The 22,353-nt window shown below is 67.4% G+C and carries 22 protein-coding genes and 1 tRNA gene; 11 read left to right on the top strand and 12 right to left on the bottom strand.

Going from position 1 to position 22,353, the window contains the following annotated elements; genetic code table 11:
* Positions 1-57 precede the first annotated feature (57 nt).
* Positions 58-759 carry an MspA family porin gene (locus CJ177_RS01315; protein ID WP_095867140.1) on the top strand — a complete coding sequence of 234 codons (702 nt, stop codon included), beginning with the start codon at positions 58-60 and terminating at the stop codon, positions 757-759.
* 69 nt (positions 760-828) lie between these two features.
* Here the strand turns inward: CJ177_RS01315 and mscL are convergent, their stop codons facing one another.
* The 4 genes from mscL to CJ177_RS01335 all read right to left on the bottom strand — a co-directional run bounded on the left by mscL (position 829) and on the right by CJ177_RS01335 (position 3,182).
* On the bottom strand, positions 829-1,296 hold the full coding sequence (mscL, locus tag CJ177_RS01320) for a large conductance mechanosensitive channel protein MscL (RefSeq protein ID WP_005238673.1): 468 nt from the start codon (positions 1,294-1,296) through the stop codon (positions 829-831).
* An 83-nt stretch (positions 1,297-1,379) separates the two neighbouring features.
* Positions 1,380-2,093: an SAF domain-containing protein gene (locus tag CJ177_RS01325; RefSeq protein ID WP_095867141.1), complete on the bottom strand. Its 714-nt coding sequence runs from the start codon at positions 2,091-2,093 to the stop codon at positions 1,380-1,382.
* Between the two features lie 97 nt (positions 2,094-2,190).
* A complete protein-coding gene (locus tag CJ177_RS01330; protein ID WP_095867142.1) occupies positions 2,191-2,499 on the bottom strand; it encodes an FmdB family zinc ribbon protein in 309 nt (102 codons plus the stop codon).
* Positions 2,500-2,603: 104 nt separating this feature from the next.
* Entirely contained in the window at positions 2,604-3,182 is a 579-nt protein-coding gene (locus CJ177_RS01335) for a 5-formyltetrahydrofolate cyclo-ligase (RefSeq protein WP_061698577.1), read from the bottom strand.
* A gap of 105 nt (positions 3,183-3,287) precedes the next feature.
* Between CJ177_RS01335 and CJ177_RS01340 the strand changes: the two genes are divergently transcribed.
* The 8 genes from CJ177_RS01340 to CJ177_RS01380 all read left to right on the top strand — a co-directional run bounded on the left by CJ177_RS01340 (position 3,288) and on the right by CJ177_RS01380 (position 10,312).
* Entirely contained in the window at positions 3,288-4,208 is a 921-nt protein-coding gene (locus CJ177_RS01340; RefSeq protein ID WP_061042720.1) for a UTP--glucose-1-phosphate uridylyltransferase, read from the top strand.
* A gap of 21 nt (positions 4,209-4,229) precedes the next feature.
* Positions 4,230-5,489, top strand: coding sequence for a gephyrin-like molybdotransferase Glp (gene glp / locus CJ177_RS01345; RefSeq protein ID WP_005238688.1), 1,260 nt, complete (start codon positions 4,230-4,232; stop codon positions 5,487-5,489).
* Between the two features lie 25 nt (positions 5,490-5,514).
* Positions 5,515-6,150 (top strand): GNAT family N-acetyltransferase, encoded by a 636-nt coding sequence (locus tag CJ177_RS01350; protein WP_005238689.1) that lies wholly within the window; start codon positions 5,515-5,517, stop codon positions 6,148-6,150.
* Between the two features lie 274 nt (positions 6,151-6,424).
* Entirely contained in the window at positions 6,425-7,165 is a 741-nt protein-coding gene (glpR, locus tag CJ177_RS01355) for a gephyrin-like molybdotransferase receptor GlpR (RefSeq protein WP_005238690.1), read from the top strand.
* Positions 7,166-7,262: 97 nt separating this feature from the next.
* A tRNA-Ala gene (locus CJ177_RS01360) sits at positions 7,263-7,338 on the top strand.
* A 591-nt stretch (positions 7,339-7,929) separates the two neighbouring features.
* Positions 7,930-8,796 carry a cell surface protein gene (locus CJ177_RS01370; RefSeq protein ID WP_095867143.1) on the top strand — a complete coding sequence of 289 codons (867 nt, stop codon included), beginning with the start codon at positions 7,930-7,932 and terminating at the stop codon, positions 8,794-8,796.
* Positions 8,797-8,798: 2 nt separating this feature from the next.
* On the top strand, positions 8,799-9,299 hold the full coding sequence (locus CJ177_RS01375; protein ID WP_095867144.1) for an ImmA/IrrE family metallo-endopeptidase: 501 nt from the start codon (positions 8,799-8,801) through the stop codon (positions 9,297-9,299).
* Complete coding sequence (locus CJ177_RS01380) at positions 9,299-10,312, top strand: hypothetical protein (protein ID WP_095867145.1); 1,014 nt, start codon at positions 9,299-9,301, stop codon at positions 10,310-10,312. The genes CJ177_RS01375 and CJ177_RS01380 overlap by 1 nt, the downstream gene beginning before the upstream one ends.
* 14 nt (positions 10,313-10,326) lie before the next feature.
* On the opposite strand, the gene CJ177_RS01385 is transcribed toward CJ177_RS01380, so the two are convergent.
* On the bottom strand, positions 10,327-11,745 hold the full coding sequence (locus CJ177_RS01385; protein WP_005238695.1) for a glucose-6-phosphate dehydrogenase (NADP(+)): 1,419 nt from the start codon (positions 11,743-11,745) through the stop codon (positions 10,327-10,329).
* Between the two features lie 132 nt (positions 11,746-11,877).
* On the bottom strand, positions 11,878-12,294 hold the full coding sequence (locus tag CJ177_RS01390) for a helix-turn-helix domain-containing protein (protein WP_005238699.1): 417 nt from the start codon (positions 12,292-12,294) through the stop codon (positions 11,878-11,880).
* A gap of 643 nt (positions 12,295-12,937) precedes the next feature.
* Here CJ177_RS01390 and CJ177_RS47240 point away from each other — a divergent pair.
* Both CJ177_RS47240 and CJ177_RS01395 read left to right on the top strand, forming a co-directional pair.
* Positions 12,938-13,081 (top strand): hypothetical protein, encoded by a 144-nt coding sequence (locus CJ177_RS47240; RefSeq protein WP_005561362.1) that lies wholly within the window; start codon positions 12,938-12,940, stop codon positions 13,079-13,081.
* Between the two features lie 138 nt (positions 13,082-13,219).
* Positions 13,220-14,059 (top strand): SDR family oxidoreductase, encoded by an 840-nt coding sequence (locus CJ177_RS01395; RefSeq protein WP_005238704.1) that lies wholly within the window; start codon positions 13,220-13,222, stop codon positions 14,057-14,059.
* Between the two features lie 3 nt (positions 14,060-14,062).
* On the opposite strand, the gene CJ177_RS01400 is transcribed toward CJ177_RS01395, so the two are convergent.
* The 6 genes from CJ177_RS01400 to CJ177_RS01425 all read right to left on the bottom strand — a co-directional run bounded on the left by CJ177_RS01400 (position 14,063) and on the right by CJ177_RS01425 (position 22,336).
* On the bottom strand, positions 14,063-16,108 hold the full coding sequence (locus CJ177_RS01400) for an ABC transporter ATP-binding protein (protein ID WP_095867146.1): 2,046 nt from the start codon (positions 16,106-16,108) through the stop codon (positions 14,063-14,065).
* Between the two features lie 79 nt (positions 16,109-16,187).
* Positions 16,188-16,814 (bottom strand): hypothetical protein, encoded by a 627-nt coding sequence (locus CJ177_RS01405; protein WP_005238709.1) that lies wholly within the window; start codon positions 16,812-16,814, stop codon positions 16,188-16,190.
* A gap of 76 nt (positions 16,815-16,890) precedes the next feature.
* Positions 16,891-18,126 carry an RNA polymerase sigma factor gene (locus tag CJ177_RS01410; RefSeq protein ID WP_005238711.1) on the bottom strand — a complete coding sequence of 412 codons (1,236 nt, stop codon included), beginning with the start codon at positions 18,124-18,126 and terminating at the stop codon, positions 16,891-16,893.
* Positions 18,123-18,527, bottom strand: a complete 405-nt coding sequence (locus CJ177_RS01415) for a YciI family protein (protein WP_025432109.1) — start codon at positions 18,525-18,527, stop codon at positions 18,123-18,125. The genes CJ177_RS01410 and CJ177_RS01415 overlap by 4 nt, the downstream gene beginning before the upstream one ends.
* A 106-nt stretch (positions 18,528-18,633) precedes the next feature.
* On the bottom strand, positions 18,634-20,073 hold the full coding sequence (locus tag CJ177_RS01420) for an HAD-IB family hydrolase (RefSeq protein ID WP_005238713.1): 1,440 nt from the start codon (positions 20,071-20,073) through the stop codon (positions 18,634-18,636).
* Between the two features lie 4 nt (positions 20,074-20,077).
* Positions 20,078-22,336, bottom strand: coding sequence for a glycerol-3-phosphate 1-O-acyltransferase (locus CJ177_RS01425; protein ID WP_005238714.1), 2,259 nt, complete (start codon positions 22,334-22,336; stop codon positions 20,078-20,080).
* Positions 22,337-22,353 lie beyond the last annotated feature (17 nt).

A 22,353-nucleotide genomic window follows, 5' to 3' on the forward strand; every position in this document is an offset into this window, starting at 1 on the left:
CCAATCGATTCCATCCACGACTCTCGCGTAAGCGATCAGTAACCCTAGAGGGGAACCATGAACAGCAAGACCCTGCGCCACGGCGCCAAGGCTGCCGGCGTGGTCGCCGCGGCCACCGTCGCGATCGGCCTCTTCTCCACCGGTGCGGCCAACGCCGACACCTTCGTTCCGTTGCAGGACGGTGAGATCACTCAGACGCTGCTCGACGGCACTGTGGTGACCGTGCGTCAGACCGGTAACACGGCGAACATCAGCCCGTCGATGGGTTCGACCCCGCTGCACCGCAATGTGTGGACGTCGGGCTCGATCGATGTGTCGATCAATGGTGGCACCGCCAAGGGCGGCACCATCGATGCCGGGTACATCGTGGCGTGCCAGCTGAACTTCGGCGGCTCCGTCAACGGCGAGGCCGGTGCCAGCCTGACGCCGTCCGAGGTCGTCGGTGCGGCTACCGGTGGCGATCCCGCCAGCATCCCGGTCGAGGGTGGTGCCGGTAGCGGCGTCTCGATCGGACCCGGTAAGGCCACCAACGTGCCGATCCTCGACATCGAGTACGCAGATGATTACGACGAGGAAGCGCACAAGAGCAGCTTCAAGTTCACCGGCAAGAGCGGTGGCTTCACGTACTCGGACGAGACGTTCGGTGTCTCCGGTTGCGCCGGCTACGCGCAGGCTCGCTCCTACGCCAAGGTCTCGGTCTCGACCGACTCGGTCGATGGCACCGTCACCCTGTGGGGACAGCCCTTCAGCCTCGGCTGATAATTCGTTCCACCCATGACTCCGGGCCCGTGCACGCAGCTGCTGCACGGGCCCGGAGTCGTCTGAGGGCTATTCGCGGGTCTGCTCGAGGTTGGCCGCCTTGTCGGAGGTCATCGCGTGTGCTCCGTCGGAACTCGCTGTCGCTCCGTCGGGTTGGAGGCTCACTTCGAGGATGTCGCGGATCTGGATCAGCAGGTCGGCCTCACTGGCCTTCTTGTCTGCGGGCTCGGTGATGAACCGCTTCTTCGCGGCGTTGGCCGGGACGATGAGAATGAAATACACGACCGCGGCGATGATCACGAAGTTGATCACGGCCGTGATGACGGCGCCGATGTTGATGAAGGTGGCCGGGTTGTCGGAGAGAATCTGGTAACCCCAGCCGAGATCGTTGGCACCGCCCGCAACGGCGATCAACGGATTGATCACGTTGTTGGTGAACGCTGTGACGATGGCGGTGAACGCGGCTCCGACTACGACCGCGACGGCGAGGTCGAGGACGTTCCCCCGGAGCAGGAAGTCCTTGAATCCCTTGAGCATGTCGACGTCTCCTCGAGTGGGTGGCAAGTCATCCAGCACTATGTCGGAGAAAAGCCTAGATCAGCGAGGCACCGCGTGACGGGTCACTGAAAGGTCACGGTGATCGCGCTCGTGAGGGATGCCGCGGCCACCGTCACGGCCTCGGATGCCGGAAGAGCGAGCATCACCACGCGTTCGCGCTGGTCGCGCCCGTTCTCGGACGGTGTCACCAACACCACGACCGCGCGGGACGCCAGCACGGTGGCGCCGGACCGCCGGTCCGGATCGGCTGGTGTGCCGGGATCGACCGTGAGCACGTCGACGCGATCGCCCTCACGCAGAAGTTCCGCGACAGCGGGGTCGGCGAGCCGGACAGGGACGATCCGGGCGTCGTCCATGCCCGCTGCGGCCGCGGCCAGACGGGGTCCCAATACCCGGACGTCGGTGAGGGCTTCTCCGGCGCGGGTCGGTCCGGCGAGGGTGCGCCCAGCGACGTCCGCCAGCGCGGTGACGGCCCCGTCGGGCAGGGTCCCCGCCTCGACCCTCACCAGTTCCACGTCGGCGTCCGTGAGAACGACGCCCGGTTGGAGATCCCGGGCGGCCACCACGACTGCGGAGCGGGCGGAGTCGGGGTCTCCACGGGCGAGGAGGGCCAGTGCGAGGCAGACCAGCGCGGCTGCCAGGACGCGTCTGGCGACGAGGGTGCGGGCCCAACCGGGATGGGCGAGATCCGACAGCCGGTCGGCCCACGACGGGCTCAGGCTTCGGTGTGCTCGGTTCGACCGGCGGCGACCGGCCTGGACAGGGTCGAACGACATGGTTCGACGCTAGGAGACCTGCGGGCCCGTGGGTACGCCGAGAGGGCCCGCCTGTGGATGGACGAGAAGTTGTGGATAACTCGCGGAGCCGCGAGAACTAGCTGGCAGCAGCCTTGGCCGGTGAGGCGGTCGCGGTGCTCGACGAGCTGGACGAGGCCGTCGACGAACTTTCCGACTTCGCGGCGGGAGCAGAATCGGTCTTGGCCGGCTCGCTTGCTGCGCCGGACGTGCCGCGGCTGTCGGTGCGGTAGAAACCACTGCCCTTGAAGACGATGCCGACGGAGTTGAACAGTTTGCGAAGCTTGCCCGAGCACGCGGGGCAGACGGTCAGGGAGTCATCACTGAACGACTGGACGATGTCGAAACGGTTGTCGCATGCCGTACACGCATATGAATAAGTGGGCACCGGGGTTCCTCCGCACTGTGTAGTCAAACCGCAGGTTTTAGCACTCTACAGTCGACAGTGCCAACAACGCTAATCAGAGAACTATTCCGGGGTGGGAAACGTCCTCAGCGGTCGCCGAGCGGGACGAGGCCCGAGCCGGGGGTGAGCGCCCATCCCATACGTACGTCATGGGGATCCTCGGGCAGCTCGGACACCAGTTCCTCGTCGCGGACCACCGTGATCAGCCGCGCGTCGGAGGCGGCAAGGCCGAGAGTCCGGTCGTAGAAGCCCGCACCGCGGCCGAGTCGCACGCCCCGCCGGTCGACGGCCAGGGCGGGAACGAAAATGGTCCCGGCCGAACGGATCTCGTCGGGTTCCCACACCGGCCCGGTCGGCTCGCGGAGGCCGTAACTCGCGTCGGCGAGATCGTCCGCACCCGTGAACTCGGACCAGTGGAGCGGGCCCGGATCGCGGGTGACAGGCACGAGGACGCGTCCGGCGACCCGTCGGAGGGCGTCGAGAAAGTCCAGCGATCCGGGCTCGAGCGCAGTCGGAACGTAGGCGCACACGGTCGATCCACCGGCGATTCCCTGCGTGACGAGCGCGACAAGCGCCCGGTCCTCCGCGGTACGGAGTTCGGGGGTCAGGGCGCGTCGCCCGGAGAGCACCAGTTGCCGCCACTCGTCCTTCGTTCGTGCGTGCATGCCCCAACCTTAGAGCCGGCCGGCCAGCGTTCCTGACGGGTTCCGGGAGGTTACTGACAGGATCTTGGTGACTGCCGAGTAGGTCCGCACAGTTATGGTGTGGGCATGACAGACGCCGCACCGCACACCGCCAGCGCCTTTCGCACGGCTGTAGTGCCCGCAGCGGGAATGGGTACGCGATTCCTCCCCGCGACCAAGACCGTGCCGAAAGAGCTGCTCCCGGTCGTGGATACCCCGGGTATCGAACTCGTGGCCGGCGAGGCCGCGGATTCGGGTGCCGGCCGGCTCGTGATCGTGACATCGCCGGGTAAGGACGGAGTGGTCGCCCACTTCGTCGAGGATCTCGTGCTCGAGAGCAAGCTCGAGGCCAGCGGCAAGTATCACCTGCTCGAGAAGGTGCGCAAGGCTCCCGGCCTGCTCGAGGTGGAATCCGTCGTCCAGGACGAGCCTCTCGGCCTGGGCCACGCGGTCGGCTGCGCGGAGTCGGTCCTCGACGACGACGAGGACGCCATCGCCGTGCTCCTCCCGGACGACCTGGTGCTGCCGCGCGGCGTGCTCGAGACGATGTCGCGGGTCCGCCGCAAGCGTGGCGGCACCGTCCTCTGCGCCATCGACGTCCCCAAGGACCAGGTGAGCGCGTACGGCGTCTTCGAGGTCGAGACGGTTCCCGACGCCACCAACCCGGACGTCCTCAAGGTCATCGGCATGGTCGAGAAACCGGCCATCGAGGATGCACCGTCCACGTTCGCCGCCGCAGGTCGCTACCTCCTCGACCGCGCGATCTTCGACGCGCTGCGGCGAATCGAACCCGGCGCCGGCGGCGAGCTCCAGCTCACCGACGCCATCGCCCTCCTCATCAAGGAAGGCCATCCCGTTCACGTCGTCGTGCACCGAGGCACGAGACACGATCTCGGAAATCCCGGCGGCTACCTCCGTGCTGCGGTTGACTTTGCGTTGGACATGGACGAGTACGGCCCATCGTTGCGCGAATGGCTGATCGACCGATTGAAGCGGACGGATTCCTAGAGAAGCTCGGGAGGCAAGAACTTGCGGTCGGTCGAGGAGCAACAGACGATCGTGACCGCGGCCGCGGTGGCGCCGCGGCCGGTCCGTGTGGCGATCTCCGAAGCCCAGGGGCTGCTGTGCGCCGAAGAGGTGGTCACCGAGCGTCCGCTTCCCGGTTTCGATCAGGCCGCGATCGACGGCTATGCCGTCCGTAGCGTCGACGTCCAGGCCGCTGGAACCGACATCCGGGACGACGACGGTGCGCCCGTCGAACTGTCGCTTCCCGTGGTCGGTGAGGTCACGGCCGGTTCGCGACAGCCGATCCGGCTGCAACCGCGTCAGGCCGTCAAGGTCGACACGGGTGCTCCTCTCCCGACGCTCGCCGACGCCGTCCTTCCGCTCGACCGCACGGATGGCGGCCGGGCCCGCGTCAAGATCTACAAACCCGTTCGCTCCGGCGACTACGTGCGCCGGGCCGGCGACGACGTGCAGCCCGGAGACGTCGCGGTCCGGGCAGGCACCATCATCGGAGCCGCACAGGTCGGGTTGCTGGCGGCGGTGGGCCGAGACAAGGTGCTCGTGCATCCCCGGCCCCGGCTGTCCGTCATCTCGGTCGGTGGCGAACTCGTCGACGTCGACCGGACTCCCGGTCCCGGCCAGGTCTACGACGTCAACTCCTACGCGCTGGCCGCCGCCGCCCGCGACGCCGGCGCCGACGTCAACCGGGTCGGTATCGCGAACGCCGATGCCCGTCGCCTGCGCGAGGTGGTGGAAGGGCAGCTGATCCGGTCCGAGATCGTCGTCATCGCCGGTGCGGTCGGCGGCGGCGCCTCCGAGGACGTGCGGGACGCACTCGCCGATCTCGGCAACCTCGAGGTCGACCGCGTCGCAATGCATCCGGGATCGGTCCAGGGTTTCGGCCAGCTGGGCCGGGACGAGGTCCCGACATTCCTGCTCCCCTCCAATCCGGTGAGCGCCCTCGTGGTGTTCGAGGTGATGGTGCGCCCGCTGATCCGCATCGCGCTGGGGCGCAGGCAGCCGATGCGCCGCGTCGTCACCGCCCGCACCGTCGCACCCATCACGTCGATCGAGCACCGCAAGGGTTTTCTCCGCGGCCAGCTCATGCGCGACGAGGCGACGGGGGAGTACCTCGTCCAAGCTCTCGGCGGCGCGCCGGGCGCGTCCTCACACCTGCTCGCCACGCTGGCCGAGGCCAATTGCCTCGTCCTCATCGACCCCGAGATCACCGAGGTCCGGACCGGTGACCAGGTGGACGTGGCTTTTCTGGCGCAGCGGGGCTGATGACTCCGCGACAGTGTGAGACGGGATGACACAGCATCCGGGTTGGCCGCCGCATCTCGGGCCCCTGCGGGTGAAGGGTGGCGTCGTCACCGTGCGCGCCATCAGGTTGCGTGACGCGTCGGCGTGGAGCCGTCTGCGCACCCGCGACCGCGCGCACCTCGAACCGTGGGAGCCGACCGGGGAGGCACCCTGGGAAGCGCGCCACCATATTTCGGGATGGCCCGGACTGTGCAGCAGCTTGCGTTCGGAGGCCCGGAAGGGTCGCATGCTGCCGATGGCCATCGAACTCGACGGCAATTTCTGCGGCCAGATCACGATCGGCAACGTCGTGCGGGGTGCACTGCGCTCCGCCTGGATCGGTTACTGGGTGGCCAGCGACGTCAACGGGCTCGGGGTGGCCACGGGCGCACTCGCGCTGGGGCTCGATCATGCCTTCGGACCCGTGGGGTTGCACCGGGTGGAGGCCACCGTGCGTCCGGAGAACCTGGCGAGCCAGGCGGTGCTCCGCAACGTCGGTTTCCGCGAGGAGGGTCTCCTCAAGCGCTACCTGGACGTCGACGGGCAGTGGCGCGACCACATTCTGGTCGGCATGACCGTCGAGGACGTGCCCGGCACGGTGGCGGATTCGCTCGTGCGGAGTGGCAAAGCCACCTGGGCGTGACCGCCGTAGCGGACATGGACAAATGTCCAGCTACGCGGCAGTTATCTCACGGTATCAAAGCTTCCTGACCGGGGCTCCGCTTTCGGCGAGTCTTTGCCGGATCGTTCCCTCTGCCGTCTCGGGGCATGTCGAGCACCACATTTTCGCGTTACGCATGTGACACCTGAGTATGGTGAGATCGGCGCGTCTGCGAAGATGTGCGTGTTCATGCGGTTAGCCTGGGTGGGTCAACAGCGGTATCCATGCTGGTAGACGATTGGGAGGAGGTCGCCGTATGCCGAACTCGTTTCTCTGGATCGGGCTCGTCGTCGTGTGGCTCTTCGTCCTGGTCCCGATGCTGGTGAACAACCGCCCCCGGATTCGGCAAACCAGTGACGCAGCACTCGCGACGCGTGTGCTGCACCGCGGTGACGAACGTCCCGTGCAGCGTGGACCCGCGGCTGGACACCGCAGCGACCCGTACTGGCAACCGGAACCGGACCACTACGGCTACGACGCGGAGGACCTTGTGGACACTCACGCAGAGGAAGACGAGTTCGACGGTGAGCGGGCACCGGTCGGTGAGTACGTACCGGCGCGCCGCGGGCGTGGCGGCTTCGATCCCGAGGCCGACGCGATCGCGCGGGAGGCCCGGTACGCGTTCCGGCAGCGGTCGGTTCTCGGGCTGGTTTTCGCGACGATCATGTCGGCGGCGCTGGGGCTGATCATCTCGCCGCTGATGTGGTGGGCATTCGCGGCCGGTGTGGTCGGCCTCTTCGGCTACTTGGCGTATCTGCGCCGGCAGGTCCAGATCGAGCAGGAGATCCGTCGTCGGCGGACCGCGCGTCTCAACCGTTCGCGGTTGGGTGTCGAGTCCCGCAGCGACGAGGAACTCCGCCTCATCCCGGCCCGGTTGCGGCGTCCGGGTGCCGTCGTCCTCGAAGTGGACGACGAGGACCCCGAATTCGATCATCTCGAACACTTCGACGACGCCCCTGTGCAGCAGGCCACGATGCGCCGAGCTGCCGGTGAGTAAGCGGGCGAATCGGGCCGAAAGCCACGTCGGTGTAGGCGATTCGCTCCCGCCGCGGGTGGCCTGCTAGAGTTTGCCGAGCGGATCGCAGGATCTGCGCGGGGCTGTGGCGCAGTTGGTAGCGCGCTTCGTTCGCATCGAAGAGGTCAGGGGTTCGATTCCCCTCAGCTCCACCACAGAAGAGGCACTCACTCCATCCGGAGGGAGTGCCTCTTCTGCATTCCGGCGCCTTTTCTGCATTCCGGCCCAGGTGAGCGCCATCGTCGGGGTGCGCGAGCGAGGCCGCTGCGCGAATGCCCGACTCTCCGATTTGCCAAAAGGTAACTGGATGCTGTGTACTGTCCGTAGGTCATCAAGGGGTCGATCGCACGGGGTGGAAATACATGCAGGCAATGGACAAGATCTCGAAGTTCTTGGAGCCGGCGACGGTGGTCGCGACCATCACCGCGACGATGTTGCTGGTGAACGTCCTGTGAACTCCGGCCGACCAACCGAAGTCGCGAGGGCCGCGTCGGAAATGCCGACCTTCCGCTGACCGATCAGCACCTCCAGGCGACACCGCCGAACCCGCAGGGGTTCTCGGAAGCTGCTCGAGTCCCACCTGGCTCGGGCACCGCTGGTGGTGCCGGTTCCCCGACACCGGCACCACCAGCACCTCCACTCGGTTCGCTCGTTACCATGACAGCGGCGACGTCGCCGTAGACGTGGTGTCGTGAATACGAGGGGGGTGCACAGTGAGCGCGCGTCGTGTTGTTCGAAGGCTGACCATGGTCGGACTGGCGCTGGCCTTCTTGTCCGGGCTCGGCTGGGTCACCGTCTCGGTGTTCCCGTCCGACGCCTCCGCCGACCCCCAGTACCACGACTGTGCCAGTAGTCGATGCGACGACGGTTCCTCGGAGTCGTCTGGCGGCGGCAAGCCCCGGCATCCTCATCCGCCGTGCGAGAGTCGCCGCGGCTGCGGTGGCGGCGGAGAGCCCAGCGAGACACGGGAACCCAGCGAGACCGCGAAGCCCAGCGAGACCGAGAAGCCCAGTGAGACGGCCGAGCCGTCCGAGACCACGGAACCGTCCGCGACCGCCGAACCCACGGAGACGTCGAATCCTTCGACGTCACGGGTCGTGGTCGCTCCGCCCCGTCCGATCAAGTTGCCGCCCGTGGCCGAACCGGACATCGCGCGCCCGGACACGTCCGGTGACGGTTCCGGAAACGACTCGGGTGACGATGCTGCCGCCCCGGGCTCCGAGGATCCTGCCGCACCTCCGGCGTCCGGGGGAGCGGCGGCCGGAGGTTCCGGGTCCGGTTCCGGAGCCGCCGCGGCAGCCCCGGGGGCGGGCGGTCCGGCGGATTCCGCACCCCAGGATCGCCCTGCCGGCGGGACCCCGAGCAGCGACGGAGGGTCGCCCGCTGCGGGGGCACCGGCCCAGAACGATCCGGCCGCCGCGCCGCCGGGAATGGTTCCTGTGGTCCACAGTGAGCCGTTGCCTGCGATCACCGTTCTCGGTGGGGTCGGCGTGCTGCTGTGCTGCGCCGGCGGGGCGGGTGCGCTGACCTTCAAGGGTGCTCGCGCACAACAGGCGCGCATCGCGGCCGCGCGGGCGGAGTTCTTCCCGTCCGCTTCGAGTGGAGGGATGTAGTCGTGGGGGCGAACAGATCTCATCGTCGGGTCGCGGCAGCCGTGGACGCGGTGTGTGACGCGGCGGCCCGGGCCGAAGCGGTATCACTCCGGCACGTGGTGGACGCGGTGGCCCGCGTACGGCAGCGTCCCATCGAACTCGATTTCACGAAGCCGATGGCGCCCGGTGTGTGCGGCCAGAGACGCGCGTACCCGGACCGGGACGTGATCGTGCTGGCGCCGGGCCTGCCGGACCTCGACCGCACGCTTGCGCATGAGCTGGGTCACATCGTGTTTCGACACGAAGGAGCCGAGATCGTCGCCGCGACGCTCGAAGCCGGTGACGATCTGATCGCCTACATGCTCAGCCAGCGGTCGCGACGGCGGGAAGACGAGCAGCCGTCCGACGTGGTGGCGGAGTGGGAGGCCGAGACGTTCGCGTCGATGCTGCTCATCCGATTGAACACGATGCGGGGGCGCGGAACTCCCGTGTCCGTGCTCCGCTACGACGAGGCGATCGGCTGATGGGCTGGCTGGTTGCGCTCATGGTGTGGACTGCCGCGGGTGCCCGGATCGGCCGGGTCGCCGCGCGTCAGCCGACGCCGCTTCGCGTGGCGATGGTGGTGGCGGTGTCCAGCGCGGCCCTCGGGTCCACGTTGGCCGTTCCGGACGTCGCCGGACGCCTCGACACCGTGGCCCCGGGGGTCGGACTGTCGGAGATCATCCTCGAACTGGCGTGGACTCTGTTCGCCGCAGCGAGCGCGGTCGGCGCGATCTCGGTGTGGCCGATACTCCCGCGTCCTGCGCTGCGTGCCGTCGCCGTGGTCGTCTACACCGTGGCCCTAGTGCTCGGAATCGGGCTTGCCGGTGGGTATCCCGTTCCGGCGCTGGTGTTCATCGTGATCGCGCTGACCGCGGTGGTCGTAACCGGGGTTCGGCACGTCGCGTGGACGCCGCTCGGCCGCGGAATCTCACTGATCGTCGTCGGATCGGTAATCGTCCTGGCGGCGGCTGTCGTCGGACTGGTGCGTGAGGTGTCGGGCGAGACGTGGGCCGTCGGTTCCTCGTCGGCGTACACCGTCTCGGCCGTGGTCGTGTCGGTCGGCACCGTCTGGGTGCTCGTCGAAACCTGGCTGCGCGCACGGCAGGATCTGCGCCGCATGAACACTCTGCATTCGGTGCTCGTCGCACGGTTCCCCGAAGTGGTCGAGGGCGACGGCAAGGGGAGCACGACCGTTCTCCGTGCCTCCGACGCCGTCGCGCATGTCATGGATGCGCTGTACCTGCAGGCGGGCGCGGGCATGCTCGACACGGACGAACAGGACCTTCCGGAATCGACCGCCGAACGTGCCCGGATTCTCGCCCGCTGGATCGACGACCCGGTCGCGTCCGACGTCCTCGACACCGAGTGGATCGCGCCGCCCCAGGGCACGTCGCCGCGCCGATGGGTGCTCGATCTCGCGGATGCGTACGCCGACTTCCGGAAGTCGGCCCCGGTTCTTGCGAAGGCGGACACCGTCGAATCGGCGGCGGAATAGCCTTCAGCCGCCGGTCAGTCCGATGAACCGGTGACGAGCCACCCGCAGGGCTGGGCGAGATCTTCGGCCTCCGGCGGTCCCATGGATCCCGCGGGGTACGGCTTGGCCGGGGGAGGGTCACGCAGCAGCGCGTCGGCGACGGTCCAGACGTGCGCCAAGCCGTCGGGGCGCGTGAACAGCGACCTGTCGCCGTGCAGGACGTCGAGGATGAGCCGCGAATACGGTGCGAGGGCGTGGGCGAGCGGCACCGTGTCGAGCGGCAGGCCAAGGTGGCCCACCGACAGCGTGTCGTCGGGTCCGGGTTCCTTGACGACCATGGAGATGTCGATCTCGCCGTCCCCGGACAGATCGAACGTCAGGACGGCGCCGTCCGGCGGAATGTCCGTGAGCGGTCCTCGAGGACTGCGGAAGACCAGGCTGACCCGTTGCCGGCTGACGCCCAGCATCTTTCCGGTCCGGAGGAGGAACGGCACCCCACGCCAGCGGTCCGTGTCGACCCACAACCGTGCGGCGACGAACGTCTCCGTCGTCGAATCGTCCGCGACACCGTCGACGTCGCGGTACCCCTCGTACTGGCCGAGCACCACGTCGGCCGTGTCGAGCGGACGGAACGCCCCGATCACGGATTCCCGGGCGGATTGGAGATCGTCGGCGCCCAACGTCTCCGGCGGCTCCATCGCGATCTCGGCGGCGACCTGGAACAGGTGTGTCACCAGCATGTCCAGGACGGCGCCGGTGGCGTCGTAGAACCGGGCGCGGTCGTCGATGTCGAGTGTCTCGGGCACGTCGATCTGGACCTGCTCGACGTGTTCCCGATTCCAGACGCCCTCGATCAGCCCGTTGGCGAAGCGCAGGATGTGCAGATTCTGGGTGCTCTCCTTGCCGAGAAAATGATCGATTCGATAGATCTGCTTCTCGTCGAGGACATGGTGCACGGCGTCGTCGAGTTCGGTGAACGCCTCCTGGGACGTCCCGAACGGCTTCTCGTACACGACGCGTGCGCCACGGGCCAGGTCGTGAGCGCCGAGCGCGCGAGTGGTCACGGCGAACGTGCTGGGCGGCAGGGCCAGGTAGTGCACCAACTGCGCGTCTGCCGCGCCGAGGTCTTCCCGCGCCTGCCGAACGGCCGCGGGGAGCGTTCCCGGGTTGTCCGGGGTGAAACCGCCGCCGGCGAATCTCAACCGCCGGGCGAACGTCTCCCAGTCGGTGTCGTCGTGCGGCACTCCGAACTGGTTCACGACGTCGCGCACGTGGTCGCGGAACTGATCGTCGGAGACGTTGCCCCGGCCGGTGCCGATCAGCATCCACTCGGAGTTCAGGAGCCCTGATAGAGCGAGCTGGAAGAACGCGGGGAGGACCATGCGTTTGGACAGGTCCCCGGTGGCACCGAAGAGGACGAAGATCGTGGGACCGAGCTGCGGTCTGTCAACCATTGCTCCATCATGCGCCACGTGGGCACACCGGGCAGGGCATTCCGGCGGTGTCGTCGGGTGCGCCCGGTGACTTCTCCCCGGACGTCGGGTGCGATCTGCGGCGAACTCGTTGCTGCCCAACGACTCCGGTGATCAGCGGGACGCGTCCGGTGGGACCTCCGGCAACCCCTCGCTGGCGCGGAGTTTCTCGGCCATCGTGGTGAGCAGATTCTGCGACTCTTCGGAGAGATCGAACGCGCGGCTGGAGAGCTTGCGAAGTCCGTATCCCTGGAGTTGAGAGAGAAGCTCGAGATCGTGGTCGATCTTCGCGGCGTAGATGTCGTTGAAGAAGTAGTCGGGCTTCACCTTGAAGAAGCGGGCGAACGCCGCGACCGTCTCGTCGGAGGGGTTGGTGCGTTGTCCCGACCGGAGCTGGGAGATGTAGGGCTTCGAGATCTGGTGTCCGTCTGCGATGAGTGCCGCCGCGACCTCGGCGTTGGTATGCGGTTTACGTCCCGGAGGGTGGACCGTGTCGAAGAGCTTGTTCAACCGCGCAGCAAAATCTGCCATTGTGAGCCGCCGGGTCCTCTCTCGTGCGGGCGTCAGTCGTGTGAACGACACCGTACCACGATGATAACCGATTGATAACTCACGGACATAGAGGCAAAACGTCGTCCGCCGGCTCCGTGCCTATCTCATATATGTTTCAACGATCGCGCGTTCCCCGCTCGCGGATCGCCGACATTTCGGGCGCCCTCCGCGCTCGTCACGCGCGTTCTACCGTTGAAAGTTCAAGAGAGGCGCGGGGGTGGGGTGAGCGGAGCCCGCCGTGCCGGTTGTGGTCGCCGACCCGATTGCGTGGTTGCTCTTTCAATCACTGAGAGTTAGCTGGCAACATTGCAGGGGTGCGTTCCGTGAGGCTGCCCGGCAAATACCCGCAGTTCAGGGCCACTGTGTTGCGTTGCGCATCGCAACGTGGAGAGGTCGCTCGCGGCCCGCGGGGCCTCGTGAACAGTACTGTGAAGTAGGGGCATCCGCACGGGCACCGGGCCGCGCGCCGCCGATCCTCCCTTCGTCTGTCGCATGATCTTCGCGGGTTCGCTCCGCCCAGTTGGACGATGGTCCAGGTCAGGCGGGGTTCCGCCGCTCCGGCACGCTCCCGAGTCTGGCCAAATCTGAAGCCGTCGGGGATGATTGTGATATGGAACACAGAATGAGTGACGCCGAGCTTCGGAAGGCGATTCGAGTTCTGCGCGAGCGCGCCGACGACGCCCGGCATCGAGGAAACGACGACGACGCCAACGGGATCGAGAGGACGATTCGTACCTATCAGGAAGAAATGACCCAGCGGTTGTGAACCGTCACGAACCGGCCCGGAGAGGGTCGGTTCGCGTTTTCCTCGGGAAAGGCGCCCTGCAGTTGCGTGCGCGCAATCAGATTGCGTGCGTAGACTTCCAGCCGACACGGATCGGTGACGACGGGGGCGCGCACGGCTATGGCGATCAAGACGCTGGACGGCAAGAAGTGCCTGATCACGGGTGCAGGTAGCGGGATCGGGCAGGCGACCGCCCTGGCGGCTGCGGCGGAGGGCGCCGAACTCTTCCTCACCGACATCAACGAGGTCGGCCTGGCGCAGACGGTCGAACAAGTAGGCAGCCGCGGGGGCACCGTCAGTTTCTCGCGTGCACTCGACGTGTCCGACTACGACGCTGTCTCCGCATTCGCCGCCGATGTCCACGATCAGTTCGGCAGCCTCGACGTCGTCATGAACGTCGCCGGTATCTCCGCGTGGGGGACTGTCGAGAATCTCGAACACCGCCACTGGAAGTCCATGGTGGACGTCAACCTGATGGGTCCGATCCACATCATCGAGAGTTTTCTGCCCTCGATGGTGCGGGCGGGGCGCGGCGGTCACCTGGTCAACGTCTCTTCGGCCGCCGGTTTGCTGGCACTCCCGTGGCATGCGGCTTACAGCGCAAGCAAATTCGGGCTCCGCGGAGTGTCCGAGGTTCTGCGGTTCGATCTCAAACGGCACGGCATCGGCGTGAGCCTCGTGGTTCCCGGCGCGGTCAAGACGCCGCTGGTGGGCACGGTCGAGATCGCCGGGGTCGATCGCGACGACCCGCGCATCCAGAAGGCGGTCCACCGCTTCGAGAAGCGGGCCGTCACGCCCGAGAAGGTCGCGTCCTGCATCATCGCCGGCATCAAGAAGGACCGGTACCTGGTGTACACGTCGCCGGACATCCGGTTCGGCTACTGGTGGGCGCGCAAGTTCTCGCCGCCGTACGACTTCGTGATGCAGCGGGCCAACGACCAGTTCAGCAAGTTCCTGTAGGAGCTAGAACTCTCCGCCTGGGGTGGGGGCGCTCGGGGCCAGTACCGTCCCGTCGGTGAATCGGACGCCGTCGGTGCACCGGCACTCGACCTGCCCGCCGCCGAACTGCTCCGCGTGCAGTCGCGCGTACAACCCTTGTCGTGCAAGGAGTTCGGTGTGCGTGCCGCGCTCGATCAGTGTTCCCTCGTCGATCACGAAGATCACGTCCGCATGCTGAATGGTCGACAGCCGGTGGGCGATCGCGAGGGTGGTGCGTCCGCGCATCACCTCACCGAGAGCTCGCTGGACGAGTCGCTCGGAGACCGTGTCGAGCGCGGACGTCGCCTCGTCGAGGATCAGTACGCGGGGGTTCTTCAGCAGCACCCGCGCGATGGCCAATCGCTGCTTCTCGCCACCGGACAGGCGAAATCCTCTTTCGCCCACCAGGGTGTCGTATCCGTCGTCGAATCCGAGGATGCGGTCGTGAATGTTGGCGGCCGCGGCGGCCGTCTGCAGTTCGGCATCGGTCGCGTCCGGTTTGGCATATCGAAGGTTGTCGGCGATCGAGGCGTGGAACAGATACGGGTCCTGGGTGACCATTCCGACCGCCTCGGCGAGCGAGCCCATGGTCAGGTCGCGCACGTCGTAGCCGTCGACCCGGACTGCGCCACTGTCGACCTCGTACAGGCGCGGCACGAGGTAGCAGAGCGTGGTCTTGCCTGCGCCGGACGGACCGACGAAGGCGGCGAGCTGACCCGGCTCGATCTCCAGGGACGTGCCCGCGACCGCCCAGCGCCGGCTGCGACGTTCCGCCGGTTCGGTTTCGGGCGCCGCCGCGGCCGGGAAGCGCGGCGCGACGGTCGCGACCCCGCGCATGCCGCCTCCGCCGCCGCGACCCAGACTGCGCAGCGCCACCGGGTCGGGATCTGCGGTGGCCAGCCGGACGGGCGCGGGATACGCGAAGTACACGTCGTCCAACTCCACCCGGCCGGGGGAGTCCGTAGGCAACTCGACGGCGTCCGGGCGGTTCACGATCGCGGGCTGCAGGTCGAGGTACTCGAAGATGCGGCGGAACAACGCCATCGACGTCTGGACGTCGAGGGTCACCCGCATCAGCGAGACCAACGGTTGCAGCAACCTGGCCTGCAGGGTCGAGAACGCGACGAGTGTGCCCGCCGAGAGTGCCGCGGAACCGCCGCTGACGAGATACCCCGCCAGCAGGTAGACGAGAGCGGGCGTGATCGCCATGAACGAGCTGACGACGGCGAAGAAGCCCTGGCCCGTCATGGCTTGCCGCACCTGAAGCTCGGTCTGCCGCGCGTTCTCGGTCCGATAGCGGTCGAGTTCGGTGTCGGCCTGGTTGAACACCTTCGTCAAAAGCACACCCGAGACGCTCAGCGCTTCCTCGGTGATTGCGGTCATGTCCGACAACGACTCCTGCGTTTTGCGCGCCAGAACGCGTCGCCGGGCGCCGACCCGCCGCTGCAGGTAGACGAAGCCGGGAAGCAGTGCGACGGCGAGAAGCGTCAGCTGCCACGACAGCAGCAGCATCGCGATGAGGGACGCGGTGACGGTGACGACGTTCGACAGGATGCTCGACGCCGTGGAGGTGAGAACCGACCGCACCCCACCGACGTCGTTGGCCAGCCGTGATTGGATCGAGCCCGTTTTGGTGGACGTGAAGAACGCCAGTTCCATCTTCTCGAGGTGGGCGAAGAGGCGCTCCCGGAGATCCGCCATCGACAGGTTGCCGACCTTGGTGGTGAGGTAGCTCTGGCCGACGCCGATCAACGACCCCGTGAGCGTCACCGCGATCATGGCCACGACCAGCCACAGCAGCAGTGTCAGATGAACACCGCTGCCGTCGGTGGGGAACAGTGCGCGGTCGAACACCGCCTTCGTGAGGAAGGGATTCACGATGCCGAGCAGTGAGGACACGACGATGGCGGCCGCGACGAGCACCAGCCGCCCGCGGTAGGGACGCAGGAGCGCCCAGATGCGGGGGAGCAGCGAAGGCTCGGCGGGTGCCTCCGAAGCCTGCTGTGTGGATGTGGGACCGGTCGCGGGCATCTCCCCATCGTGCCCATCCCCCGCGGTCCTGGCGAACCGATTCGATGCGGCCCGTCCTGCTGCTCCGGTCGGGTGGTTACTATAGGTCCCCCTGCTCGGGGATATCGAGTTCGTCTCGCACCGCGGAGAGGAAGTCGTCCTGGGCGCTCATCCCGGCCTGGAAGTGGTCGGCGAACTGTTGTTGGCGGGTGGACAGGGTGTCCGCCGACACGGCGTCATCCGTCGCGAAGTCGGTGCTCAGCCAGCCGATCGTCTCGGATCCAGCCAGATACTCGACCACCATTCGCCGTGCCGATTCCACGACCGGTTCGGATCCGATCAACTCCACCGCCGTGAACTTCGAGACGAGGACGATGTTCTGTTGCGGTAGCGGGCGGAGGACGTCGGCGATCATGGTCAGGAGATCGGTTCCGTCGAAATGGTCGAAGCCCACCGAGACGGCACCCGAGGTGACACGCACCTCGTTGGCTGCGGTCAGGAGTTCCGAGTAGATCTGCTGCCGCTGCGTTCGCAGGAACTCGTTCGAGGATTGGTTCACCGTCGCCTCCACCTGATTCGACGTGTTCAGCAAGGTGAACACCCCTCCACACACGGAACCGATCAGGGTGCCGACGACGGCGATCGAGGCGACGAGCATGCTGAGCCGGAACTCGTGGCGCCGCCCGTCCGTTCGATCGACAGTTGTGACGCCGTCACGCTCGTTCATCGTCCTGCTCCCTTCGGCCCACCACCGGTTTCCTCCGACGTTCCCGCACGGCCGGCGTCTCGTCGCGCGTAGTCGACTACTCGGGTTGTGACACCCCGTCGAGAGCGCTGAGCCGGGCCACCTGCGCCGCGAGGTACTGCTGCTCCGGGACGCTGGTGGTGCGGTTGGCCGCCGAGCGGTAGTGCGTGAGGGCCGATTCCGTGTCGCCGGCCATGTCGAACAGGTGAGCGCGCACGGCGTCGAGGCGATAGTGCCCGGCCAGGGTGGCGTCGAGGGAGTCGAGCATCGTCAGCCCCGTGGCCGGACCGTGCACCATCGCGGCGGCCACCGCGCGGTTCAGCGTCACCATCGGATTGTCCGACATGCGCTCGAGCAGGCCGTACAGCGTGAGGATCTGCGCCCAGTCGGTGTCCTCGACCCGGTCCGCGTCGTCGTGGACCGCCGCGATTCCGGCCTGCAGTTGGTAGGCCCCGACCGAACCGTGGGCGACGGCGTCCAGCACCACCCGCTGACCCTCGACGATCAACTGCCGGTTCCACAGCGTGCGATCCTGCTCGGCCAGCGGGATCAGCTCCCCGTGCGGGCCGGTGCGGGCGGGGCGGCGGGCGTCGGTCAACAGCATCAACGCCAGCAGCCCCCCGACTTCACCGTCGTCGGGCAGCATCGCGTGCACGGCCCGGGTGAGCCGGATCGCCTCGGCGGACAGTTCGGTGCGGTGCAGGTGATCGCCGATGCTGCTGGCGTAGCCCTCGTTGAAGATCAGGTACAGCACGTGCAGGACGGACCGCAGGCGTTCCGTCCACTCGTCACCCGTCGGCCGCCGGAACGGTATCCCCGACGCCGTGATTCGCTGCTTTCCGCGGCTGATCCGTTGAGCCATGGTCGATTCCGGGACCAGGAACGCATTGGCGATCTCCGCGGTGGTGAGCCCCCCGACCGCGCGCAGTGTCAACGCGATGGCCGAGGCCGGTGTGAGAGCAGGATGGCAGCACAGGAACAGCAGGAGCAGGGTGTCGTCGCTGTCCGGCACGTCCGTCGACGGCGGCTCCTGCCGGGCAGCCACCTCCTCCCGCCTGCGGCGTGCGATCTCACTGCGGATCCGATCGGTCATCTTGCGGGTGGCGGTCTGGATCAACCAGCCCCGCGGATTGTCCGGCAACCCCTCCCGCGGCCAGTGCCCGGCCGCCGCGAGCAGCGCCTCCTGCACCGCGTCCTCGGACCCCTCGAAATCACCGGTCCTCCGCACGAGTGCACCGAGGACCTGCGGCGCGAGTTCGCGCAGCAGGACCTCGATTTCGGCGTCGGTTCTCACAGATCGGTATCGGGCGCGCCCATAACCTGCCGGACCTCGATCGGATGCTGGATCGGCACCCCGTCCGGACCCGGTGCCGCCGACGTCTGCGCGGCGATCTCCAGCGCCCGCTCCTCGGATTCGACGTCGACCAAGCGGTACCCGGCGAGCAGTTCCTTCGATTCGGGGAACGGTCCGTCGGTCACCACCGGAGCACCCTTGCCGTCGAACGTGACACGTTTCGCGACGTCCGGTCCGGCGAGCCCCTGAGCGTCGACGAGTTCACCCTTGGCGATCAGCTCCGCGTTGAGATCCTGCTGGAACCGGATGTGCGCCTGCACGTCCTCCGGCGTCCACTCGGTCATCGGCACGTCGCACCCCGCGCCGCCCTCGTAGTGCTGCAGCAACATGAACTTCGGCATCTCTGTCTCCTCACCCGGTGTGGCGCCCATTCTGGCGCTTTCGGGAACAGGACGGAGCACATCCGAGGTTCTCGACATACTTCGGGAACTTTTCGAAGAAATCTTTTCAGCGGTGCCCGGCGTGCAGACAGTCCTCGAACAAAGTGCGCACCTCGTCGACGTGCCGGTCGAGATCCGCGAGGTCCCAGCCGACGGTCGGCACGGGTGCGAGGACGTCGACATCGACCGTGCCGGGGTGCGCGACCAGCGAGTTCCGCCACATCCGTTCGCCCGCGTTGTGGATGACGATCGGCACGATCGGCACGCCCGCCTGCATCGCCAGGTGGAATCCGCCCTTCTTGAACCGGCCGAGGCGCGGAGTCGGCGAGCGGGTGCCCTCGGGCGCGATCGCGATGGAGATGCCGGACTGCAGTTTCTCCACGGCCGGGCGGAGGGCCGCCCTCGCCTTCGTGCTGTCCGCCCTGTCGATGTACGCGACGTCGAGCAGAGCCCCCACGGGAATGAACCGGGGATCGCGCGCAGCCTCCTTCTTCGCGACGCCGGTGACATCGCGCCGGATGACGCTGCCGATCACCAGCATGTCGAGCGAACTCTGGTGATTGAACATGAAGACCGCGGGCCTGGCCGCCCACGCGTTCTCCTTGCCTTTGATGCGCACGTTGATCCCGCAGATCGCGAGCGCGAGATCCGGGCCGAAGCTGCCGACCAGGTTGGCGCCCGTCTGCCGATTCTGGGTGAGCAGGCCGGCGGAGACACCGAACGCGGCCGCCCCCATCAGGGCGCCGATCGCGGTGGTGGTACGGGCGATGGACATCGGGTCGGCGCCGCTCTCCGGAGGTCGCAGATTCACCGACGGCCAACCGTTCTGCCGCGCGGTCGCCGCCAGCTTGCGGTCGGGGTTCAGGGCCACGGGATGTCCCACCGACTTCAGCATCGGAACATCTTCAGCGCCGTTGGAGTACGCGAAGCTGTCACCCAGATCCGCTCCGTGCTTCTCGGCGTACTCGCGCAGTGCCTCGGCCTTGGCCGGACCCCACAGCGGCGGCGATTCGAGTTTCCCGGTGAGCATCCCGTCCAGAACCGCGGGCCGGGTGCACAGCACGTCCTCGGCGTCGATGTCGAGGTCCGCGGCCACCGACAGTGCCTGATAGGGGGTGGCGGAGGTGGCCATCACCACCCTGTGACCGGCGTGCCGGTGCGCGGCGAGCAGTCCGCGGACCTCCGAAAAGATCATCCTCGCGATCTCCTGGCGGAACAGCCGCTGCCCCCACTCCTGCATCTCGTCCTCCATGCGCCCGGCCAGGCTCTGCACTCCGATGCGCATCAGGTTGCCGACATCGGCACCCCGGAAGCGGGTCTCCACCGCGGCGCCCGTGGTGCGCAGAAGCTCGGCCACGCTGATGTCGAAGCGACGCAGGCGGTCCCGGTAGACGACGCTCGCGGAGTACCCGCTGATCAAGGTGCCGTCCAGATCGAACGCGGCGAGGGTGCCCGGGCCGGGAACGGCGGCCGCGATGTCGTCGTGGAGACTGCGGAGATCGCTCATCTACTCACCTACCACCCATCTGGTCGAGATTCTCGTGCGCGATCGCTCGGATGCGCAGCACCTGATCGATCAGGGTCTGGAGTTCGGCGTCGAACTCGACCCGCCGGGCCGCCATGTTCTCGGCATTCGGTTCGACCAGGCCCCGGTTTCGCGCCAGCTTGAGCGCGGTCGTGAAGAGCTCCGCCGAAATCGACTCGCTGCTCCCGATCTGCTGCCGGAGACGCCGCTGCTCGGCGAGCGCGAGGCACGACGTCATGAAGGCCTTCTCGTCGAACTTCCGGTCCACCGGAGTCCGGAGCAACTGAGCGGCCACCACGGCGTACGCCTCCAGGAACGGTTGCAGAACCCGGTGCGCCAGATGAATCCGCATCCCGGACAACAGGTTCGCCGCATGCTGCGGATCACCCAGGTTCGACTCCCACGCCGGGTCGATCAGATCCAGTTCGGAACGCAGTTCCTTCCGGAAGCTGTCCTTCTCACTGAAGAAGAACTCGAACTTGAGGAGATCGCGCATGCGCAGCGCCAGATCCCATCCGTCGTTCAGCGGATCGGTGAACTTCTGGTCGACCGCCGCCCGCAGCACCATCTCCGCGATCGCCCGCATCACCAGGAAATGAATGGTGTTGTTGCGGTAGAACGCTGCGACGAGGTGCTGATCCCGGCCGAGGTAGAACACCCGCTCGCTGCCCTGATCGAAACTGCGCAGCACACCGGAATCGAGGTGCGTGCGCACCGCCTTGCGGATCACCTGCGGGTCGGTCAGGTCGACGTCGCCCGCGGTCGGCAGCGAGCGCGCGGTGATGTAGTCCACGAGCGGCCCGAGGATCGCGCCGACCTCGGCGACGGTGAGCGCCCGGTCCTCGATTCCGAGAAACGCGAGCATCACGAGAGAGGACGCGGTGACAGGCGTGACCTCGTTGATGCGGTGACACACCTCGAACGCCGTCTTCTGCACCGCCAGCCGCAGGTCGTCCTCCTGGCCGAGGTAGTCCGCCAGCGACATCGGCCTGCCGACGTTGACGTGCGCGACGCCGTGCCGTTGCCCCTGCGCCCGAACGTATCCGAAGAGCCAGCGCAGACTCTCCTTGCTCTTCGCCTGGCCGTGCGCCTCCGCCGCCATCGCCCCGACCTCGTAGAGCTGGTCGTAGGTCAGCGACACCGGCACCAGGTACACGTCGGACATGCCACTGTCCTGGAAGGCCTTCGCGAGGTAGTTGAGCAGACCGAACCGCGGCGGCCGCAACTTCCCGGTACGGCTGCGCCCGCCCTCGATGTACCACTCGAGGTTGAACCGTTTCGTGAGGAGATAGCGCATGTACTCGCGGAGCGTCCACTTGTAGATCTCGTCGCCCTCGATCTTCCGGCGGATGAACACGGTGCCGCTGCGCTTGCCGATCGGTCCGATCGGCCAGAAGTTGATGTTCAGACCGCCCATCACGTGATTGAGCGGAAGGTCGTTCGCCAGCAGCGCCGGCCGCAGCACCAGCGGGTCGAGGTACGAGCGGTGGCTCGGCAGGAACACCAGGGAATGCTCCTTGTTCAACTCGCGCAGTTCGTCGAGCCGGGTGGTGTCGACGTCGAGACGGTAGGCGCGGGAGAAGTAGCGGCCCAACTGGTCCCACAGCGCGATGGCGCGCCTGCTCTGGGCGGCTACCATCTCGTCCAGCGCGCCGCGGGCGCGGCGATCCACCTCGGCGACGGGCAGATTCAACTTGCCCGACAGTGCGTGGGTGCCGTCGTGATACCGGCTGGCGTCGGTGATCTCGTCGACGACGAACCTCGACACCTTGTACTGCGTGCCCAGCAGGGTGCGCTCGGCCCGCTCGAGGGTCAGCGCGGCCTGGCGGCGAATGAAGTCCGGAAGCGACCCGCCGCCGTTCTCCGCGAGCCGCCGCTCGAGGTCGCTGAGCGGGGCCGGGTCGCCTTCCAGGACCTGGCACCGGGCCGGGTCGTCGCGCATCACCCGACGCTGCATGTTCTGGCCGGGGTGCAACGGGTCGCGCAGCGACAGCGTCTCCCGGAATCGTTGCGCGCCGTCCGGGTGGGTCTCCTTCGGCAGCCACACCACCCGGAGCGGGGTGAGCAGCGGATCGTCCTTCCGGCGCACGAGATCGGCGAGGGCCTGGTCGGTGACGCGGACCGTCGGAGGCGGCTGACCGGAGTCGTTCGCCTGCCGCTCCAGCCACGTGCGGAGAACGTCGTCCTCCATGTCGCTCATCGTCTCGATGAGATAGACCCGTGGCCGTGTCGTCTGCTCGTCCATCGCGCCAGCCTTTCCTT

The sequence above is a fragment of the Rhodococcus sp. ACPA1 genome (genome assembly GCF_002300195.1).
GTDB lineage: Bacteria > Actinomycetota > Actinomycetes > Mycobacteriales > Mycobacteriaceae > Rhodococcus_F > Rhodococcus_F opacus.

Coding starts and splice junctions, on each gene's coding strand:
- CJ177_RS01380 (WP_095867145.1), top strand. CDS start 9,299: ATGGGCTGGCTGGTTGCGCTCATGGTGTGGACTGCCGCGGGTGCCCGG.
- CJ177_RS01395 (WP_005238704.1), top strand. CDS start 13,220: ATGGCGATCAAGACGCTGGACGGCAAGAAGTGCCTGATCACGGGTGCA.
- CJ177_RS01420 (WP_005238713.1), bottom strand. CDS start 20,073: ATGAGCGATCTCCGCAGTCTCCACGACGACATCGCGGCCGCCGTTCCC.
- CJ177_RS01400 (WP_095867146.1), bottom strand. CDS start 16,108: ATGCCCGCGACCGGTCCCACATCCACACAGCAGGCTTCGGAGGCACCC.
- CJ177_RS01335 (WP_061698577.1), bottom strand. CDS start 3,182: ATGCACGCACGAACGAAGGACGAGTGGCGGCAACTGGTGCTCTCCGGG.
- CJ177_RS01425 (WP_005238714.1), bottom strand. CDS start 22,336: ATGGACGAGCAGACGACACGGCCACGGGTCTATCTCATCGAGACGATG.
- CJ177_RS01340 (WP_061042720.1), top strand. CDS start 3,288: ATGACAGACGCCGCACCGCACACCGCCAGCGCCTTTCGCACGGCTGTA.
- CJ177_RS01405 (WP_005238709.1), bottom strand. CDS start 16,814: ATGAACGAGCGTGACGGCGTCACAACTGTCGATCGAACGGACGGGCGG.
- CJ177_RS01385 (WP_005238695.1), bottom strand. CDS start 11,745: ATGGTTGACAGACCGCAGCTCGGTCCCACGATCTTCGTCCTCTTCGGT.
- CJ177_RS01415 (WP_025432109.1), bottom strand. CDS start 18,527: ATGCCGAAGTTCATGTTGCTGCAGCACTACGAGGGCGGCGCGGGGTGC.
- glpR (WP_005238690.1), top strand. CDS start 6,425: ATGCCGAACTCGTTTCTCTGGATCGGGCTCGTCGTCGTGTGGCTCTTC.
- CJ177_RS01390 (WP_005238699.1), bottom strand. CDS start 12,294: ATGGCAGATTTTGCTGCGCGGTTGAACAAGCTCTTCGACACGGTCCAC.
- CJ177_RS01315 (WP_095867140.1), top strand. CDS start 58: ATGAACAGCAAGACCCTGCGCCACGGCGCCAAGGCTGCCGGCGTGGTC.
- mscL (WP_005238673.1), bottom strand. CDS start 1,296: ATGCTCAAGGGATTCAAGGACTTCCTGCTCCGGGGGAACGTCCTCGAC.
- CJ177_RS01325 (WP_095867141.1), bottom strand. CDS start 2,093: ATGTCGTTCGACCCTGTCCAGGCCGGTCGCCGCCGGTCGAACCGAGCA.
- CJ177_RS47240 (WP_005561362.1), top strand. CDS start 12,938: ATGAGTGACGCCGAGCTTCGGAAGGCGATTCGAGTTCTGCGCGAGCGC.
- CJ177_RS01350 (WP_005238689.1), top strand. CDS start 5,515: ATGACACAGCATCCGGGTTGGCCGCCGCATCTCGGGCCCCTGCGGGTG.
- CJ177_RS01370 (WP_095867143.1), top strand. CDS start 7,930: ATGGTCGGACTGGCGCTGGCCTTCTTGTCCGGGCTCGGCTGGGTCACC.